This window comes from Nocardia sp. NPDC059195, assembly GCF_042754695.1.
In the GTDB taxonomy this organism is placed as follows: domain Bacteria; phylum Actinomycetota; class Actinomycetes; order Mycobacteriales; family Mycobacteriaceae; genus Nocardia.
The window spans coordinates 236,852-254,735 of record NZ_JBHZBG010000008.1 but is presented as its reverse complement, the minus strand read 5'-3'; the positions used below and the strand labels follow the sequence as shown (position 1 = coordinate 254,735).

The 17,884-nt window shown below is 64.2% G+C and carries 16 protein-coding genes; 15 read left to right on the top strand and 1 reads right to left on the bottom strand.

Features of this window, described 5'->3' with window-relative positions:
- From ACFXKN_RS13620 to ACFXKN_RS13565, 12 genes are all read left to right on the top strand, one after another.
- Positions 1-2,228: acyltransferase domain-containing protein (locus tag ACFXKN_RS13620; protein ID WP_379433065.1), on the top strand; the 2,228-nt coding region annotated here is incomplete at its 5' end.
- Positions 2,229-2,288: 60 nt separating this feature from the next.
- Positions 2,289-3,518 carry a crotonyl-CoA carboxylase/reductase gene (gene ccrA / locus ACFXKN_RS13615; protein WP_379433064.1) on the top strand — a complete coding sequence of 410 codons (1,230 nt, stop codon included), beginning with the start codon at positions 2,289-2,291 and terminating at the stop codon, positions 3,516-3,518.
- A gap of 68 nt (positions 3,519-3,586) precedes the next feature.
- Positions 3,587-5,155: a histidine ammonia-lyase gene (gene hutH / locus ACFXKN_RS13610; RefSeq protein ID WP_379433063.1), complete on the top strand. Its 1,569-nt coding sequence runs from the start codon at positions 3,587-3,589 to the stop codon at positions 5,153-5,155.
- Positions 5,155-6,984: an AMP-binding protein gene (locus ACFXKN_RS13605; protein ID WP_379433062.1), complete on the top strand. Its 1,830-nt coding sequence runs from the start codon at positions 5,155-5,157 to the stop codon at positions 6,982-6,984. The genes hutH and ACFXKN_RS13605 overlap by 1 nt, the downstream gene beginning before the upstream one ends.
- A complete protein-coding gene (locus tag ACFXKN_RS13600) occupies positions 6,974-7,714 on the top strand; it encodes a LuxR C-terminal-related transcriptional regulator (protein ID WP_379433061.1) in 741 nt (246 codons plus the stop codon). Before ACFXKN_RS13605 ends, ACFXKN_RS13600 begins: the two co-directional genes overlap by 11 nt.
- A gap of 47 nt (positions 7,715-7,761) precedes the next feature.
- The gene (locus ACFXKN_RS13595; RefSeq protein WP_379433060.1) at positions 7,762-8,820 is read left to right on the top strand and encodes an LLM class F420-dependent oxidoreductase; all 1,059 of its coding nucleotides are present in this window, start codon (positions 7,762-7,764) and stop codon (positions 8,818-8,820) included.
- Between the two features lie 129 nt (positions 8,821-8,949).
- Positions 8,950-9,309 (top strand): Dabb family protein, encoded by a 360-nt coding sequence (locus ACFXKN_RS13590; RefSeq protein WP_379433059.1) that lies wholly within the window; start codon positions 8,950-8,952, stop codon positions 9,307-9,309.
- Positions 9,306-9,749: a DUF2000 domain-containing protein gene (locus tag ACFXKN_RS13585; RefSeq protein ID WP_379433058.1), complete on the top strand. Its 444-nt coding sequence runs from the start codon at positions 9,306-9,308 to the stop codon at positions 9,747-9,749. Before ACFXKN_RS13590 ends, ACFXKN_RS13585 begins: the two co-directional genes overlap by 4 nt.
- A 44-nt stretch (positions 9,750-9,793) precedes the next feature.
- Entirely contained in the window at positions 9,794-11,197 is a 1,404-nt protein-coding gene (locus ACFXKN_RS13580) for a phenylacetate--CoA ligase family protein (protein WP_379433057.1), read from the top strand.
- Complete coding sequence (locus ACFXKN_RS13575) at positions 11,197-12,180, top strand: branched-chain amino acid transaminase (protein WP_379433056.1); 984 nt, start codon at positions 11,197-11,199, stop codon at positions 12,178-12,180. Before ACFXKN_RS13580 ends, ACFXKN_RS13575 begins: the two co-directional genes overlap by 1 nt.
- 22 nt (positions 12,181-12,202) lie before the next feature.
- Complete coding sequence (locus ACFXKN_RS13570; protein ID WP_379433055.1) at positions 12,203-12,814, top strand: prephenate dehydratase domain-containing protein; 612 nt, start codon at positions 12,203-12,205, stop codon at positions 12,812-12,814.
- 2 nt (positions 12,815-12,816) lie between these two features.
- A complete protein-coding gene (locus tag ACFXKN_RS13565; protein ID WP_379433054.1) occupies positions 12,817-13,197 on the top strand; it encodes a RidA family protein in 381 nt (126 codons plus the stop codon).
- Between the two features lie 107 nt (positions 13,198-13,304).
- On the opposite strand, the gene ACFXKN_RS13560 is transcribed toward ACFXKN_RS13565, so the two are convergent.
- Positions 13,305-14,927, bottom strand: coding sequence for an MFS transporter (locus ACFXKN_RS13560; protein ID WP_379433053.1), 1,623 nt, complete (start codon positions 14,925-14,927; stop codon positions 13,305-13,307).
- Between the two features lie 416 nt (positions 14,928-15,343).
- Here ACFXKN_RS13560 and rplJ point away from each other — a divergent pair, with 416 nt between their 5' ends.
- The 3 genes from rplJ (at position 15,344) to ACFXKN_RS13545 (ending at position 17,675) form a co-directional block, all read left to right on the top strand.
- Positions 15,344-15,916, top strand: coding sequence for a 50S ribosomal protein L10 (rplJ, locus tag ACFXKN_RS13555; RefSeq protein WP_301903703.1), 573 nt, complete (start codon positions 15,344-15,346; stop codon positions 15,914-15,916).
- 63 nt (positions 15,917-15,979) lie between these two features.
- The gene (gene rplL, locus ACFXKN_RS13550; protein WP_378941117.1) at positions 15,980-16,363 is read left to right on the top strand and encodes a 50S ribosomal protein L7/L12; all 384 of its coding nucleotides are present in this window, start codon (positions 15,980-15,982) and stop codon (positions 16,361-16,363) included.
- Positions 16,364-16,595: 232 nt separating this feature from the next.
- Positions 16,596-17,675, top strand: a complete 1,080-nt coding sequence (locus ACFXKN_RS13545) for an ABC transporter ATP-binding protein (RefSeq protein ID WP_378941115.1) — start codon at positions 16,596-16,598, stop codon at positions 17,673-17,675.
- Positions 17,676-17,884: the final 209 nt, after the last annotated feature.

Genomic DNA, 17,884 nt, shown 5'->3' with positions numbered 1-17,884 from the left:
GGTGTGATTGGCCGGATGTGGGTCGTGTTCGTCGGGTGGGTGTGTCGTCGTTCGGTATCAGTGGTACTAACGCGCACGTCATCCTCGAAGCGGCGGAACCGGGTATCCCCGCCGCCGTAGACGATCCGCGCTCGGCCGCGGTGCACGGAAAGCCCGGCCAGGTGGCATGGGTGCTGTCGGGTCGGAGCGGGGACGCTACGCGTGGTCAGGCGGCCCGACTACTCGAATCAGTGGAGTCGGGTACTGGTCCGGTCCTCGCTGATGTCGCTTCGTCGCTGCTGGCGACGCGCTCGTTGATGGATCACCGAGCAGTGGTGACCGGTTCGGATATCGAAGCCATGATCCGTGGCTTGCGTGAGGTGGCGGCCGGGCGGTCGGCATCGAATGCGGTCTCCGGCACGGTGCGTCGGCACAGTGGCTTCGCGATGATGTTCACCGGCTCGGGATCGCAGCGGGTCGGGATGGCTGCCGAACTGCATGAGCGGTTCCCTGTTTTCGCGTCTTCTTTCGACGAGACCTGCGCTGCGTTGTCGGCGCACCTCGGCACAGACCTCGCCGCAGTGGTTCTCGGTCAGGCGGACGAGGCGGAAAGGCTGCTGGACCGGATCGCTTTCGCGCAAGCGGGACTGTTCGCTGTCGAGGTCGCGCTGTTCCGGCTCCTCGAATCTTGGGGGGTGCGACCGGATTTCGTGATCGGGCACTCGATCGGGGAGGTGACCGCGGCATTCATCGCTGGTGTCTGGTCGCTCGAAGACGCGGCGGCGTTGGTGACGGTGCGGGGTCTGCTGATGCAGAATCTGCCCGCCGGAGGTGCGATGATCGCGGTCGAGGCCACCGAGGCCGAGGTTGTTGCGGCCATCGCGCGACTCGGCGACGAGGCGGACATAGCGGCGGTCAACGACCCGCGCTCGGTGGTGATTTCCGGCGCGGAGAACGCGGTAGCGGCGATCGCGGACTACTTCACCGAATCGGGTAGGAAGACCAAACGGTTGAGGATCTCGTGTGCCGCCCATTCCCGCCTGATCGACCCGATGCTGGACACCCTCCGGGAATCGATCAGCGGGCTCGAGTACCGCCCGCCGGTGGTGCCGATTCTGTCCAATGTCACCGGAGCGCGATTGACCGACGAACAGGCATGCGATCCGGAGTACTGGGTGCGCCACGTGCGCGGGACCGTGCGCTTCGCCGACGGTGTGAACGGATTGCTCGGCGCTGGTGTCCACACGGTTCTGGAGCTGGGGCCGGAGGGTGTGCTCACCGCGATGGCGACGAATTGCCTCGACGACGATGCGAGCGACCCGGGGTCGACTGGGCCGGAGTTCATCGCGACATTGCGTTCGGATCGTGAAGACACTGCCGCGTTGATGTCGGCGACCGCGCGAGCGTTTGTCCGCGGTGTCTCAGTGGACTGGACCGCAGTGCACGGCAGCCGTGCCGCGCGACGAGCGGACCTGCCCACCTACGCGTTCCAACGACGTCGGTACTGGCCAGATGCTGAAACAGCGCCCCGGGCAACTGTGTACGGCGCGGGGATCTCCTTCGCCCGTCAAACATCCGACCTTCCGCCGGGCGATGTCGTGTACATCGCGGAAGTCCGTGGCGGCGGAGCTGGGGAGGGCGCGGTGGTACGGAATCATTCCGGCGACTATGTCCTGTCCGCGGCCCGCATCATCTCTGCGGTCGAATCGCTGTCGGGCATCGCCGGGTACGGCACTCTGCTGGATATCTCGCGAGTACGTGGTATTACGATTCCGGCATCCGGGCAATGCCGCCTGACCGTGCGATTCGATATCGGCACACCGGGACTCGGCGCTGTGCACATCACTGCGACGGCCCCCCTCGACGGTGGGGCTGTTCTGATGCAAGCGCATGCTGAAATAGCAGGTTCCGGATACGCGGATGAGAAATTTCCTGCTGAGGATGTATCGCTGACATCGAATGAGTCTGCGGCGAATATCGACGTCGAACTCGATTTGCGGGCCATCGTGGAACGAGTCGAGAGCATTGCGTCGGACATTCTCGGGCGTGATCTGGCGAACGCGGTAACCTCTGCTGAGGTGATTGCCGATGCAGGTCTGAGTTCGCTCATGGCGGTCGAGTTCAAGAAACGTATCGGCCATGAAATCAACGCCACGCTACCCGTGCGCATTCTCTATGAATTCGAGACTTTCGCCGAGCTTGCCGAGGAAATTTACCGACTGACACTTCTTTCTCAACGAACACAATGACAAGTGGCGCAATTGAGAGACACCGCGCACCGATAATTCGCACCGATGGGGAGATGTGAAGTGACACGCCTGTATGAGCTGGGTGAGCGGCCGCCGACCGGCGTCGTACCCGACAAGATGTATGCCTCGGTTATCCGCCCCGAACGATTCGGGCGGCCCGACCAGGCATTTCAGACCGAAGTAGTCGATGTGCCGCAGGTCGGTCGTGGCCAGGTGCTGGTGTACATGATGGCGGCCGGCATCAACTACAACAACGTGTGGGCCGCGTTGGGCAAGCCGTTCGACGTGATCGCCGCTCGCCGCCGCAAAGGTGCGGCGGAGAACTACCACATCGGCGGGTCCGAGGGATCGGGCATCGTGTGGGCCGTCGGCGAGGGCGTTCGCGACGTGCGGATCGGCGATCACGTGGTGCTTTCCTCGGCCCAATGGGACGAGGGCGCCGACGACATCCGTGCCGGTACGGATCCGATCACCTCGAGCACCGCCGAGGTATGGGGTTACGAAACCAATTTCGGCGCGTTCGCCCAGTACACCGTCGTGCACGAGTACCAGTGTCTGCCGAAACCCGAACGGCTGTCCTGGACGGAATCAGCCGCTTACATCCTGACCGGTGCCACTGCGTACCGGCAGTTGACCGGGTGGCAGCCCAACACTGTGCGGCCGGGTGACCCGGTGCTCATCTGGGGCGGCGCCGGGGGGCTGGGGTCGATGGCGACCCAGATCACTCGAGTTCTCGGCGGTGTTCCGATCGCGGTGATCTCGAACGACGAGCGTGCCGCGCACTGTCTGAAACTCGGTGCCCGCGGCGTCATCAATCGAACCGAATTCACCCACTGGGGTCGGTTGCCCGATATCGAAGATGCCGACGCGTTCAGCGCGTGGACGGCGGAGGTGAGGCGGTTCGGTGCCCGGTTCTGGGAAATTCTGGGCGAACGCCGCGCTCCCCGGATCGTGCTCGAGCACTCAGGCCAAGCCACTATTCCGACGTCCATTTACCTGTGCGACAACGCGGGGATGGTTGTTATCTGCGGTGGGACGAGCGGTTACCACGGCGACGTCGACCTGCGATTCCTGTGGATGCGGCAGAAGCGACTGCAGGGATCGCATTTCGCCAACACCCGGCAGTGTCGAGAATTGACCAGGTTGGTCGCCGAAGGGCTGGTGGATCCATGCCTCTCGCACGTCGGCGAATTCGGTGACATCGGCCTTGTACATCAGCTCATGTACGACAATTCTACGCCGCCGGGAAACATGGCGGTCCGCGTCAATGCGCTGGCCGACGACGAGTAGTCAGACCGTCGAATCGGTTCGAACATTAATCAAAATTGAGGACAGCAGTGCTTACGCAGATTCAGGAAATGACCCTCGATGGCTACAAGCTGTCGATCGACGAAATCGTCGGAGTAGCCCGTGGTGAGGACAAGATCGAACTGTCCTTCACCAAGGACTCGTACGAGCGGATGATCGCCACTCGTGACATGAAGAACGGTCTGATCGATTCCGGAGTGCCGATCTACGGTGTCACCTCGGGATTCGGCGACAGCAACACCCGGCAGATCTCCAAGCAGAAGACAGTGCAGTTGCAGGACAACCTGATCCGGTTCCTGTCGGCGGGTACCGGACCGCTGGCGAGTCGCGATGTTGTGCGGGCGACCATGCTGATCCGCGCGAACTGTCTGGCGCGTGGCTGGTCGGGGATCAGGCCCGAGCTGCTGGAGCTGTTGATCGCCTGCCTCGGCGCGGACATCCTTCCGATCGTTCCTGAGCGAGGGTCCGTTGGTGCCAGTGGCGATCTCGTACCTCTGAGCTATCTCGCGGCGCTGTTGACCGGACAGGGAAATGTACAACACGAGGGTGCGGTCAAGACCGCGGCCGAGGCCTTGGCCGAATGCGGGCTGACCCCGCTGGCGCTCGAGTCCAAGGAGGGACTCGCGTTGGTCAACGGAACATCGTTCATGTCCGGTTTCGCCGCACTCGCCCTACACGACGCCGAGCAACTGGCGGTCGTTGCCGATGTGTGCACCGCGATGGCGAGCCAGGTGCTGCTCGGCAACCCGGATCACTTCGCGCCCTTCCTCTTCGAACAGAAGCCCTACGTCGGCATGATCGCCAGTGCGGATGTCATCCGCACCCTGCTGATCGATGTCGATGCGCTGCAGGTGGATTCGATGAATCCAGATCTGCACTTCCGTGAGCTGGAAAACCCGATCCAGGACCGCTACTCCATCCGGTGCGCGCCGCACGTGACCGGGGTGCTGCGCGACACGCTGGCCTGGGCACGGCGGTGGGTCGAGATCGAGGTCAACTCCTCCAACGACAACCCGCTCTTCGATCCGGTCGATCGAGTGGTGCGGCACGGCGGCAACTTCTACGGCGGTCACATCGGTCAGTCGATGGACTCGCTCAAGACCGCGGTCGCCAGCGTGGGCGACCTACTCGACCGGCAGCTCGAGCTGATCGTGGACGAGAAGTTCAACAATGGGCTGACCCCCAACTTGATCGCGCGACTGGACGACGACGACGTCCGCCTCGGACTGTTCCACGGCTTCAAAGGCATGCAGATCGCGGCGTCCTCGCTGGTGGCCGAGGCGCTGAAGGAAACAATGCCGGCCACCTCGTTCTCGCGTTCGACCGAGGCGCACAACCAGGACAAGGTCAGCATGGGGACCATCGCCGCCCGCGACGCGCGGACGGTGATCGAGCTGACCCAGCGCGTCGCGGCCATTCACCTGATCGCGTTGTGCCAAGCCGCGGATCTGCGCGGACTGGCATGCCTGACGCCGGCGACCCGCGCCGTCTATGACCTGGTCCGCTCGGTCTCGGAATTCGTCGACGCCGACCGGCCACTCGATGTCGATATCGAAGCAGTGGCGAACCTGATCGTCATCGGCAAGGTCCGCGCGGCAGCGGAGCGGCGGGACTTCTGATGTCGGCTCGGGCAATCCAATCGGTCGCGGCCGACATCGCGACCGAGCAGCAGGCGGACGGGAGCACCATCCTGCGCTCCCGAGCCGCCCTGCGTGACAGTCCCCGCTCGCTCGGCCACATCCTGCGCTGGTGGGCGGCTACCACCCCGAACCGGGTTCTGGTATCGGAGCCGATGCCAACAGGCGGGCGCCGGCAGGTCACCTACGCCGAGGCCGCCAGCACGGCGTCCTCGCTCGCACAGGCTTTCCTGGACCTCGGCCTCGGCGCCTCGGCGCCGGTGCTGGTGCTGTCCGGTAATTCGGTGGATCACCTGATGCTGAACCTCGCCGGCTATGTCGTCGGAGTGCCGATAGTTCCGGTGAGCGTCGCGTACTCGTTGCGCAGCACCGATCATTCCCGGCTGCGTGCCATCGTCGACCTGGTGCGTCCTGGATTGGTTTTCGCCGAGGACGGCGCCCAGTTCGCGGCGGCGTTGGCGGCGGTGCCGCACTATCGGCAGGTGGTGGGAGCCAATCCGGGTGCCGGGCAGATGCTGCTGAGCGACTTGATCGCGACATCGCCGACCGGACGGGTCGACTCGGCGCTCGACGCGACCCGACCTGACACCGTCGCCAAGATCATGTTCACCTCGGGATCCACCGGTACGCCCAAGGGGGTTGTCACCACCCACGGCATGCTGTGCGCGAATCAGCAGATGCTGCGCCAGATCTGGACGTTTCTCGATGATGAGCCGCCGATTCTCACGGACTGGCTGCCCTGGAGTCACACGTTCGGTGGCAGCCACAATGCCCATCTCGCGCTGTACAACGGTGGCAGTCTGCATATCGACCACGGTCGACCCGATCCCGCCGAGTTCTGGCGTTCCATCGAGGCGATGCTCGAACATCCGCCGACCATGCTGGTGAATGTTCCGGCTGGATACGCGATGTTGATCGACTACCTCGAGCAGGATTCGGCCGCCGCGACCCGGCTCCTTTCCCGGGTTTCGCTCGTGCTCGTCGCCGCCGCCGAGCTGCCCGTGCCGCTGCTGCGGCGGCTGGAGGCGATCGTGGCCGCGCACACAGACGGCGATGTGGCGATCGTGAACTCGTGGGGCGCGACCGAAACCGCGCCGGCCGCGACCTCCACCTACGGTGGCGTCCGCACGGGAATCGGGATCCCACTTCCTGGCGTCGAGGTCAAGCTCGTACCGCTGCCGGACGGCCGCCACGAGATCCGGGTCAGTGGCCCGAATGTGACTCCCGGCTACCTCGGCGACACCACGCGATCGGGATTCGACGAGGAGGGCTTCTACCGCACCGGCGATGCCGTCCGAATGGCGGTAGCGGGCGCGCCGGAGCGGGGCTTGGTCTATGACGGACGGTTGTCGGAGGACTTCAAACTGTCGACTGGAACCTGGGTGAACTCAGGTGAACTGCGCCGCCGGTTGCTGCGTGCCACGGACCTGCTCGGTGAGGCGGTCATCGTGGGTGAGAAGCAGTCGCATCTCACGGCGATCGTCTGGCTCGCCCCGGCCGTGGCCGCGGTCTCATCGAGCACGGAACCCTGGCTGTTGCTGGAGCCGGAGCAGAGCGCGGTGTTGTCGGACGCGCTGGCGGAGCTGAACGCCGGTCATGGCTCATCCGGGCGGATCGAACGGTTGATCGTTGCCGCCGAACCGCCGAGTTTGGACCACGCCGAGATCACCGACAAGGGGTATGTCAACCGCAATATGGTGCTGTCGCGTCGCCTCGACCTGCTCGACCTGCTGTACCAGAGCGAGGCGCCCATCTCAGTGATCACCGCTGCCCGTGGCCGCGCTGAGGATCGGGTGCGCAGTGGCAACTGATGCGCGGATCCGAGTGCTGCTCGCCGATCACGATCCGATTTCGCGGCACGTGCTGTCGGATCTCCTCGCCCGATCGGCTGCGCTACATCTCATCGGTAGCGTCGACAGCAGGCACGATACCCGTGAGTGGCCATTGCGGGATGCCGACGTGGTGATCGTGTGTTTCGGTGCGGGCGACGACTTCTCGGCCGTGCTCGGCACGCTTTCAGCGTTGGGCAAGCGCACGATTCTGCTCGGGACACACTGGGAGCCGACGCGTTTGGGTGAGGCGCTCGAACTCGGCGCGCACGGGTGTCTGGTCAAGACCGTGTCGCTCGGCAATCTCACCTCGGCGGTCGCCGCCGTGTACGACGACAATCGGGTGCTTGCCCCCGACCTCATCGCAATGCATCCGATCATATCGAAATCAATAGTCACAGCAACAGATTCGGCTGTTCACCGACAACGCTCGGAGGCTTTGCTGAATTCCCTGACCGCTCGTGAACGCGAGGTGATCGATCTCCTCGGCGGCGGCTCGACCACCGAGGAGATCGCGGTTGTGCTCGCGGTGGCGCCGTCGACTGTGAAGAGCCACGTATCGCGGGTACTGACCAAGCTCGGAGTGCGCAACCGGCTGGAAGCCGTTCTGCTCATCCAACGTTCGACAGGCGAGACCGGTCGCGACGACCCCCGGCCGCCGCGTCCCTATGTAGTCGACCCGCCGAGCGCGATCCGCTCGCTCGCCCGCTGAGACCTTCACCGGACACCCGACCCGCCCAACAGGGAGAGAGGAGATCCATGCGCATCGGTTTGGCACTCAACTATGCCGGCGGCGCCCTCGACTTCGCCGGTAACTTCGCGGAACTGGCGAGGGAGGTGGCCGACCTGGAACGTGCCGGACTCGACATGGTGTTCGTGCCGGAGTCCTACACCTATGACGCGGTCAGCCTGCTGGGCTACTTGGCTGCTCAGACCAGGCGATTGCAGCTGGCTTCCGGTGTACTGCAGCTCTATTCACGCACGCCGACGCTGACAGCGATGACGGCGGCCGGGCTGGACTACGTCAGCCAGGGGCGTTTCGTACTCGGGTTGGGCGCATCGGGACCGCAGGTGATCGAGGGATTCCACGGTGTGCCCTATGACCATCCGATCGGCCGCACCCGCGAACTGGTCGAGATCTGCCGGACGGTGTGGCGCCGGGACCGGCTGGAATATCGAGGCACGCACTATCAGGTGCCCCTTCCACCTGGTATCGGTACCGGGCTGGGCAAACCGCTGAAGCTCATCGATCATCCACTGCGGGAGGATATTCCAGTACTGCTCGCAGCGATGGGGCCGAAGAACACGGCGCTCGCCGCAGAGATCGCCGATGGCTGGCAGCCACTGTTCTTCCTGCCCGAACACGCGGACCGGGTCTGGGGAAGTGCGCTCACCGCGGGTGGCGTCCTTCGTGATCCGGCGATGGGCGAGCTCGAGGTTTACGCGGGTCCCACCTTGGCCATCGGTGAAACCATCGAGGGGGCAGGACAGCTGGTCAAACCCAACCTGGCGCTCTACATCGGTGGCATGGGCGCGAAGGGGAAGAACTTCTACCACGCGCTTGTCACCGAGTACGGCTACGGTGCGGCGGCCGACCGCATTCAAGACCTCTATCTACACGGCAGGAAGCAGGAGGCCGCACAGGCGGTTCCCGACGACCTGGTTCGTGACCTGTCGCTCATCGGTTCTCCGCACTTCGTGAAGGAGCGTATCGCCGCCTTCCGGGAGGCCGGAGTGACCGTCTTGAACGTGGTTCCGCTGGCCACCACTGCCGCGGAGCGCCGGTCGCAGATCGAACAACTGCGGGCGCTGGTATGAATCCTGTTGATCCCCACTATCGTTGTGCGCCGATTGGACCAAAGTGGGGTTCCAGCTCATCTCTTGGCCGATGTGCCGCGGACGCTTCGCGTGATGTAGTTGACGTATTCATGGCAGCGAGGGGACACCGTGATCAGTCATATTGTCTGCTTTCGATTCAGACCCGGTGTCAGCTGGGCGGATCCGCGAGCCGAGACCGCTGAAATCATCACCCGCGAGCATCCGAGATATATCCCGGAGATTCGTTCCTGGACGGTCGGGCGCAACCGCACAGATCGGGTTGCGGCATATGATTTCGCGCTGGTCGGTCAGTTCGACGACCGGGCGGCGCTCGACCGGTATATGTCGCACCCCGACCATCAGCGTGGTGTGCGGGCCTGGTCGGAATTGAGCAGCTGGGTGGTCGTCGATCTGGACCACGCCACGGATGCCGCTTCGTATGTGCTCGACGGAGACGAACTATCCATCCTAGAGAAGGCGGAACAATGAACGAGGCATCGAATCCCTTGGTTTCCAGCGACATCAGCGCGGCGAAGTGTGTCGTCGTTGTCAGCGATCAGCTGCCGGTCGGGCTGCAGGCCAATGCGGGCAGTGTCATCACGATGACGCTCGGTCGCCGGGTACCTGACCTGGTCGGGCCCGACGTCAAGGACGCTGACGGAGTGTTGCACCCGGGCATCGTCCTGATTCCGGTGCCCATCCTCGTCGCCGCGCCCGACAAAGTGAACGAGATCTGGCGCGCCGCAGCCGAACACGACCTCGTTCGGGTGGGCTTCAGCGGCTTGGCGCAGTCGTGTCGAACCTATGACGAGTACCTCGATCGCATGGCAGCCGCGGCGACCGAGGAACTCGACTTCGCCGGCGTCGGACTCTTCGGCGTCAAGAAGCTTGTCAACCGTCTCGCGGGCAGCCTTCCGCTCCTGCGGTGAGCACGGCGAATTCGCGATGATGCATTCGGAAAGGTAACACCCTGGTGTTCACTATCTTCAGGCCGGAACTGGACGACTACGCCCGTACGGTGATCGCCGAACAGCGGCGCATGTACGCGGGCGAGTTGTCCGCGGCCGAGCTGCGCGGCGTCCAGTCGCGCCGGATCGGCGAAACCGTCGCGTACGCACGGGATAACTCACCCTTCTATCGGGATCACCTACGCGATAGTGACTTCGATCCGGAGCGACCGGAGACCCTGGTCGAGCTCCCGTTCACCACCAAGGACGATCTGCGCCAGCACCTGTTCGAGGTGCCGTCCAAACCGCTCGACGAGGCATGGGTGTTCTATGAGACCACCGGCACCACCGGGCGCGCCACTCCGTGCCCGCGTGACGAGTACGACTCCATCGTCAACAACGCCGCGCTCACGCTGTCGTATCAGGGCATCTTCGACAAGCACGGGGACCGTCATGTCGTCGCGGTGATGGGGCCGACCGAGTTGCACTCCACCGGCGACACATTCGGTGATGTGTTGCGCAACCTCGGGCACACCGTGGTGAAGATGTGGCCGCACTCGCCGGTCGTCGGTTTCCCGCGCGCGTTGAAACTGCTCGAGGATCTGCGCGTCACGGCGCTGATCTGCACGCCCGGCATGGCCATTTCGCTTGCCAAGGCCGCTCGCACCGCAGGCATCGATCTCACCGAGCGCATGGGGATCCGGGTGATCATGGCGCTGGGAGAGCTGGCTTCGCCCGCGATGCTCGACCAGCTCGGCGAAGTATGGGGGGCGACGGTATACAACTGCATGTACGCATCGCAGGAGGCGTCGATCATGGCCACCTGCCACGCGGACCGCAACCTGTACACGGTTCCGCTCACTAACTACTACGAGGTTCTCGATCCGTGGACCGAACAGCCCGCGCCCGAGCTGGACGGCGTCCGCACCGGGGAGCTGGTCGTGACTTCGCTCTACCAGGGCGCCAAGCCGCTTGTGCGGTACCGCACCGGGGACATGGTGCGGCTGCGGGCGAATCCGGGGTCCATCCTGGAGACCGTGCAACCCATCGGCCGGGTGCGTGACACTCTGGTACTCGGCGGACACCAGATCGTCGCCCTCGACCTGGAACAGACGCTGTTCACCCACATCCGTGGCGCCATCGACTACCGCCTGGTGATCGATGAAGTCGACGGCCAGGACCGCCTGATCGTCCAGCTGGATCCGATCGACGATGCCGCCGCGGCCAGGCTCGACAGCGATGGCATTCGTCGTGTCATCGGCGACGAGTTCGGCGTTCGTTGTGACATCGAGTTGGGGCCGGTGGACCCCATAACGAGCACCGGCGCGATGGTCAGTTGGAAGGCCGCGCGAATTCACGACCTGCGCACGGGCGCCGACGACCGAGAACACCACGCGGCCGAGCGCGTCGCGGCCGGACGGAGCAGCTGATGGGTGCCACTGTCGGCGCGCCACCTGGCGTCCGAATCGCATACCACGACGGCGAATTCGTCGATGCGGCGAAGATTCGGTTGACCACGAACACACAGGCTCTGCATTACGGCACGGGTGTGTTCGAGGGCATTCGCGCCTACCAGCAGACCGGCGACGGCGCACTCGCGATATTCCGGCTCGACGATCACCTGGTGCGGTTGGCGAAGTCGGCGGCCGCGTTGCGGATCGAGCTGCCGCACAGCCCATCCGAATTGCGATCGATTGTCTTGGAACTGTTGTCGCGCAACGGTTCCAGGGCTAATACGTATATTCGCCCACTCGCCTACAAGCTCGCATTGGAGCCGGGCACCTCGTTCGGGGTGCGTCTTCGTGGAGTGTCGGCGCAGCTGAGTATCGCTGCGCTGCCGATGGGTGCCTACATCGACACTCGCGGATTGAACTGCAAGATAAGCAGCTTCGTCCGCGTTCCTTCATCGGCTATCCCCTCCGACGCCAAGATCACCGGCACTTATGTCAACTGCGCGCTGGCCGTCGAAGAGGCGCAGGAGGCGGGGTGCGACGACGCGCTACTGCTGGATGCCGATGGGTACCTGACGGAGGCGAGCACGTCGAACGTTTTCGTCGTGTGTGGCGACGGCACGGTAGCGACTCCGCCGGCCACGGCGGATCTACTGCCAGGCATCACTCGAGCTTCGGTCATCGAACTGATGGCCCGTGAGCTCGGAGTGCGGGTCGTGGAGCGGCCTGTGCACGTCACCGAGTTGAAAGACATCCGGGAGGCTTTCCTCACGGGCACCGGAGTCGAGGTCGCTCCGGTTACTTCGATCGAACATCGCACAGTCGGGCAAGGCGGCATCGGCGCCGTGACCACCCGTATTCGCGAGATCTATTCCGAGGTCGTTCGCGGTCAGCGGCAGGACTTCGGATCGTGGCTGACGCCGGTCCTTTCCGAGCCAAGGCCTGAAAATTCGAATTCCTGAGATGTCTCACTGGGGGACTGTCATGCCACAATCATCGGACGAGCACTTTCTAGAAATCTCTTGGCCGTCAGAACTGACCGGCGGCACGGTGGCCACGTTGGGCCCGTTGGGCACGAGCAGTCAGCTGGCTGCCGAGCGGTTGATCCGATGGTTGATCACCGCAGGCACCCCGGGTACAGCTCCCGAGCTCTTTCTCAGCTACGAAGATGCCGCGGCGGCCGTCATCGGCGGTGATGCGGACCTCATGGTGGTCGCCAACGCCTATGCCGGAATCTCCGAGTTCTATATGAATACCCGGCTGCACCTGGCCGGCGCCTTCCACAATCAGACTCCGCTCTACGGAATCGCTGTGGAACCAGGTGTCGAACTCCCGGCCGCGCTCCGGATCGCCAGCCATCCGGCCCCGGTTCCGCTGATCGGGCAATTGCTGCCCGATCATCTGGTCGTACAGGAGGTCGTGCTGACCAAGTCGACGAGTCAGGCCGCTCTCGCTGTTCGGTCGGGAGAAGTGGACGCGGCACTCACTACGCAGCCGTCGGCGGAACGCTACGGCTTGTCCTTCATATCGAGGGTGCGGCCCATCGAGATGCTGTGGTCGGTGTTCTGCGCCGCTGACGAACGAATGGTGGCCTGACCATGGAATCCACTGTCTACTCCGCGCCCGGTGTCCCCGCGCCCGCGGCCAACTACTCGCCCGCGATCCGGCGGGGGCCGGTGCTCGCGGTCTCCGGGCAAGTGGCCTACCTACCCGGCCAGTTGACGGGCCCACCGATGGGAATCGAAGACCAGGCGCGCGCGGTCTTCGGCAATCTGCGTGCTGTCCTGGCTGCTGCACAGGCGTCCCTGTCCGACGTCGTGATGGTTCGCATCTACCTGGCGCGTGAGGAGGACTTCGCCACTATGAACAAGGTATTCGACGAGACCTTCGCTCCGCCCTTCCCTGCTCGCACAACCGTGTGGGTAACCCTGCCTGCCGGGTTGCTGATCGAGGTAGACCTGCTCGCTGTCACTGCCTGACCGTCGCTCCACTGCTCCCCGAGAGCCGGAACTGAGTTTTCGGTCCAACTTCCGGGGAGCAGTTCAATTGTGTTCCCGAACTCGTGGCGTTTGTCGAGGCTGTTGGGTCAACTCTTGTCAGTTCGCGGTTCGGGTGTCTTGTCCCGCCAGCCGAGTAGCACCGATTCACCGCTCTGCGGCTTCCACGGCAGGAAGATGGCCACGATCACCGCGCACACCAGCACCGCGCCGGCGGCGACCAGCGAGGCCGCATGAGCGCCCTGCAGCGTCGCGGACTTCATCGCCACGATCAGATTCTCGCGTTGAGTCTCGAAGAACGGCGTGAGCTCGCGTTTACGCAGTTCCAGCACACTGAGTGGGCTGGCCTTGACCAGGCTCTTCTCGTTGTCATTCATGATGCCGGCCGGGATCGCGTCGATTCGCGCGCCGATCCGGCTGGTGTAGTACGAGGCCACAATCGAGCCGAGCACCGCGACGCCGAGGGTGCCGCCGATCTCGCGAGTCGTGTCGTTGACAGCCGAGCCCGCACCGGCCTCGTTCAGTGGCAGCGAGGACATGATCGATTCGGTGGCCGGTCCCTGCACGATGCCGAGACCCAACGCCATCAACACCATCGCGGGCAGCACGCCGATCAGGTAGCTGCTGTCGACGGTGACCTGTCCACCCAGGTAGAGGCCGGCGCCGATGAGTAGCAGGCCTATCACCAGTACCGCGGTGGTGCCGACCCGCTGCGCCAGCAGTGTCGCGACCGGTGCGCCGATCGCGACCGAGAAGGCGAACGGCAGTGAGGCGATGCCGAATTCGAGTGGGGTGTATTCGCGCACGCCCTGGAAATACTGGGTGATCAGGAACAGGAAGCCGAACATCGCGAAGTAGCCGATGGCGATAGCCAAGGCGGGCAACGAGAATCGGCGATTGCGGAACAGTCGCATATCGAGAATCGGTGCGGTAGTGCGCAATTCCCAGGTGACGAAGGCCGCCAGCAGGACGGTGCCGAGCGCGGCGGTGCACAGCGTGGTGAGCGAGAGCCAGCCATTGTGCGGCGCTTCGATAATCGACCACACCAGCAGCGTGATCCCGGCGATCGAGAGCGCGATGCCGACCAGGTCGAGTTTGCCGATCTGCTCGGCGCGCGATTCGGGCACCCAGATCAGCGTCGCGACCAGCGCGACCAGCGCCACCGGCACGTTGATCCAGAACACCGAATGCCAGCTGAAATGCTCGAGCAGCCAGCCGCCCGAGATGGGGCCGATGGCGATCGCGAACCCGGCCATCGCGGTCCACGCGGCGATGGCGAGTGCGCGTTCGCGCCGGTCGGTGAAGATATTGATGATCAGGGCCAGGGTGGCGGGGAAGACCGCGGCGGCGAAGACACCCATCGCGGCCCTGGCGACGATGACCTGCGTCATCGTGTCGGCCAGTGCCCCGCCGACCGACATCGCCGCGATGCCGACGAGGCCGATTGTCATGATCCGGCGGCGACCGTAGCGGTCGCCGAGATTGCCCGCGGCCAGCAGCAGGCCGGCGAAGGTGAGGGTGTAGGCATCGACGACCCACTGCAGGCCGGAGACTCCGGTCCGTAGCTGGACGCCGATCGAGGGGAGGGCGACGTTGACGATGGTGTTGTCGAGCACCACCAACAATTCGGCCAGACAGATCACGACGAGCGCGAGAAACCGCTGCGAACGCCGGTCCAGCAGCACTGGTGGAGCGACTATGGAAGTTGTCATAGAAATGGAGTGAACCAGATTACTGTCACCGTACGTAACACCTTCTTCGTAGGATCGCTACCACATCGCAGTATCGAAGTGGGCTGTGTCACAACAAATCCGGCTGAATGCGACCGGGGGGCCCCGTTTTGGCAGATGAGGGTAGGTGCGGGTACAGTGGTCAACGGTCATGCGGGATGTGCATACATCCGGCGAGGACCACACCCATTCGTTCTACCGAAGACCGTTGGTCGTTGATGCCGAATTTCACGGTGTCGATCGAAGGTCCGGCGACATTGCCGGCGACCCACGCAGGGAGAGCTGAGGCCGAAGTTATTTTGCGCCCCGGTACGCCTTGCGTCCGGGGCGTTCGTTTTGTCGCCGGCCCCTGATTCGGTAGTGCACCAACGAAACCGACATCAGAGAGGAGGCGAAGTATGGCGAAACCTGAAAAGGTCACCGCTGTCGCGGAGATCGCGGAGCAGTTCAAGAACTCCACGGCCACTGTTGTCACGGAATACCGTGGCCTGTCGGTCGGCAAGCTCACCGAGCTGCGTCGTGCGCTCGGCGCCGACGCCACGTACTCCGTCGCCAAGAACACCCTGGTCAAGATCGCTGCCGGCGAAGCCGGTGTGGCGGGTCTCGACGAGCTGTTCGTCGGCCCGACCGCCATCACCTTCATCCAGGGTGAACCGGTCGATGCCGCCAAGGCGCTCAAGCAGTTCGCCAAGGACAACAAGTCCCTGGTCATCAAGGGCGGATACATGGACGGCCGCGCGCTGTCCGTGTCCGAGGTCGAGCGTATCGCTGACCTCGACTCGCGCGAGGTGCTGCTGGCCAAGCTGGCCGGTGCGTTCAAGGCCAAGCCGTCGCAGGCCGCCGCCCTGTTCGCCGCGCCCGCTTCGCAGGTCGCCCGGCTCGCGCAGGCGCTGCTCGAGAAGCGCACCAGCGCTGAAGGTGCTGTCGCCGCTCCGGCTGCTGACGAGGCACCCGCGGCCGACGCCGAATAAGACAACTAATACCCGCTTCGCGGCGCGTATGCGCTGCGAGGTACACCATCGGAAGGAAACACCATGGCAAAGCTGAGCACCGAAGAACTGATTGGCGCCTTCAAGGAGCTGACCCTGCTCGAGCTCGCTGAGTTCGTCAAGGTCTTCGAGGACACCTTCGACGTCACCGCCGCTGCCCCCGTCGCCGTCGCGGCCGCCGGTGGCGCTGCTCCGGCCGAGGCTGCCGAAGAGCAGGACGAGTTCGACGTCATCCTCGAGGGTGCCGGCGACAAGAAGATCCAGGTCATCAAGGTGGTCCGTGAGATCGTCTCGGGCCTGGGCCTGAAGGAAGCCAAGGACCTGGTCGAGGGCGCCCCGAAGCCGATCCTGGAGAAGGTCGCCAAGGATGCCGCCGAGGCCGCCAAGGCGAAGCTCGAAGAGGCCGGCGCCAAGGTGTCCGTCAAGTAATTCGCACTCCTGTGCTGTTGTGAACGGGCGGTCCTTTCCGGGCCGCCCGTTTGCTATTTGACCGGACATGCGAAAGTGATCCGGGTCGTAGGAACCGCGTCAGGTTACTCTTCAGTCATGAAGGGGTGTGCCCCGTCTCACTGATGGGTTACAGTGACCGGACCCACAGAGTCGTAGCGCACCGCCGTGATGTGAGCGCGCGGGAACGCGGGTGGGGTGCTCGCAGGGATCAATGGAGGTAGCAGTGGGCGTCGAGGTCAGGACCGAGGGTGTAACTAAATCCTTCGGTTCACAGCGAATTTGGCAGGACGTGTCGATCACGCTCCCTACGGGTGAGGTCAGTGCACTGCTGGGCCCCTCGGGTACGGGTAAGTCGGTGTTCCTGAAGTCGCTCATCGGGCTGCTGCGACCCGAGCGCGGGTCCATCTTCATCGATGGCACCGACATCATGACGTGCTCCAACAAGGAGCTCTACGAAATCCGGAAACTGTTCGGCGTCCTCTTCCAGGACGGCGCACTGTTCGGCTCGATGAATCTGTACGACAACACCGCGTTTCCGCTGCGCGAGCACACGAAGAAGTCGGAAACCGAGATCCGTCGCATCGTCATGGAGAAGCTCGAGCTGACCGGTCTGCTCGGCGCCGAGGGCAAGCTGCCCGGCGAGATCTCGGGCGGTATGCGCAAGCGCGCCGGTCTGGCACGCGCACTGGTGCTCGACCCGCAGATCATCCTCGTCGACGAGCCGGACTCGGGTCTCGACCCGGTGCGTACGTCCTACATCGCCCAGTTGCTGCTCAACATCAACGCGCAGATCGACGCCACGATCCTGATCGTGACGCACAACATCAACCTGGCTCGTACCGTGCCCGACAACATCGGCATGATGTTCCGTCGCCAGCTGGTCATGTTCGGACCGCGTGAGGTACTGCTCACCAGTGATGAGCCGGTGGTCAAGCAGTTCCTCAACGGCCGGATGGTCGGCCCGATCGGTATGTCGGAGGAGAAGGACGAGGCGCAGATGGCACGCGAGCAGGCGCTCGCGGATGCCGGCCACCACCACGGTGGCGCCGAGGAGATCGAAGGCATCATCCCGCAGATGAAGGCCGAGCCGGGCATGCCCGCCCGTCAGGCGGTGTTCCGCCGTCAGGCCCGCGTGCGCGAGATCATCCACACGCTGCCGCACGCGGCGCAGGTGGCGATCCGCGAGTCGCTCGACGCCTCCGACGACACCCAGGTGATGGCGAACTACGGTGGCAGCGATCAGCCCACCGAGACGTTCAAGACGGTTCCGCACGGCCAGATCAACGGCTGAGCGACTTTTACACCTCGGAAGAGCCCCGGCCCTACGGCCGGGGCTCTTCTGCGTCACGAGGCGGAAAACGGCTGCTGACCGGCCGCTCCGCGAGCTGGCGCGCACGGCGTGTCGCGAGTAAAATGACCGCGGCGCCGGGTGGGGGATCCTCAGCGCGCCAGGCGATCTCGCATCGCGAACAGACCTGCGCGCGCCACTTGACGAGGGGC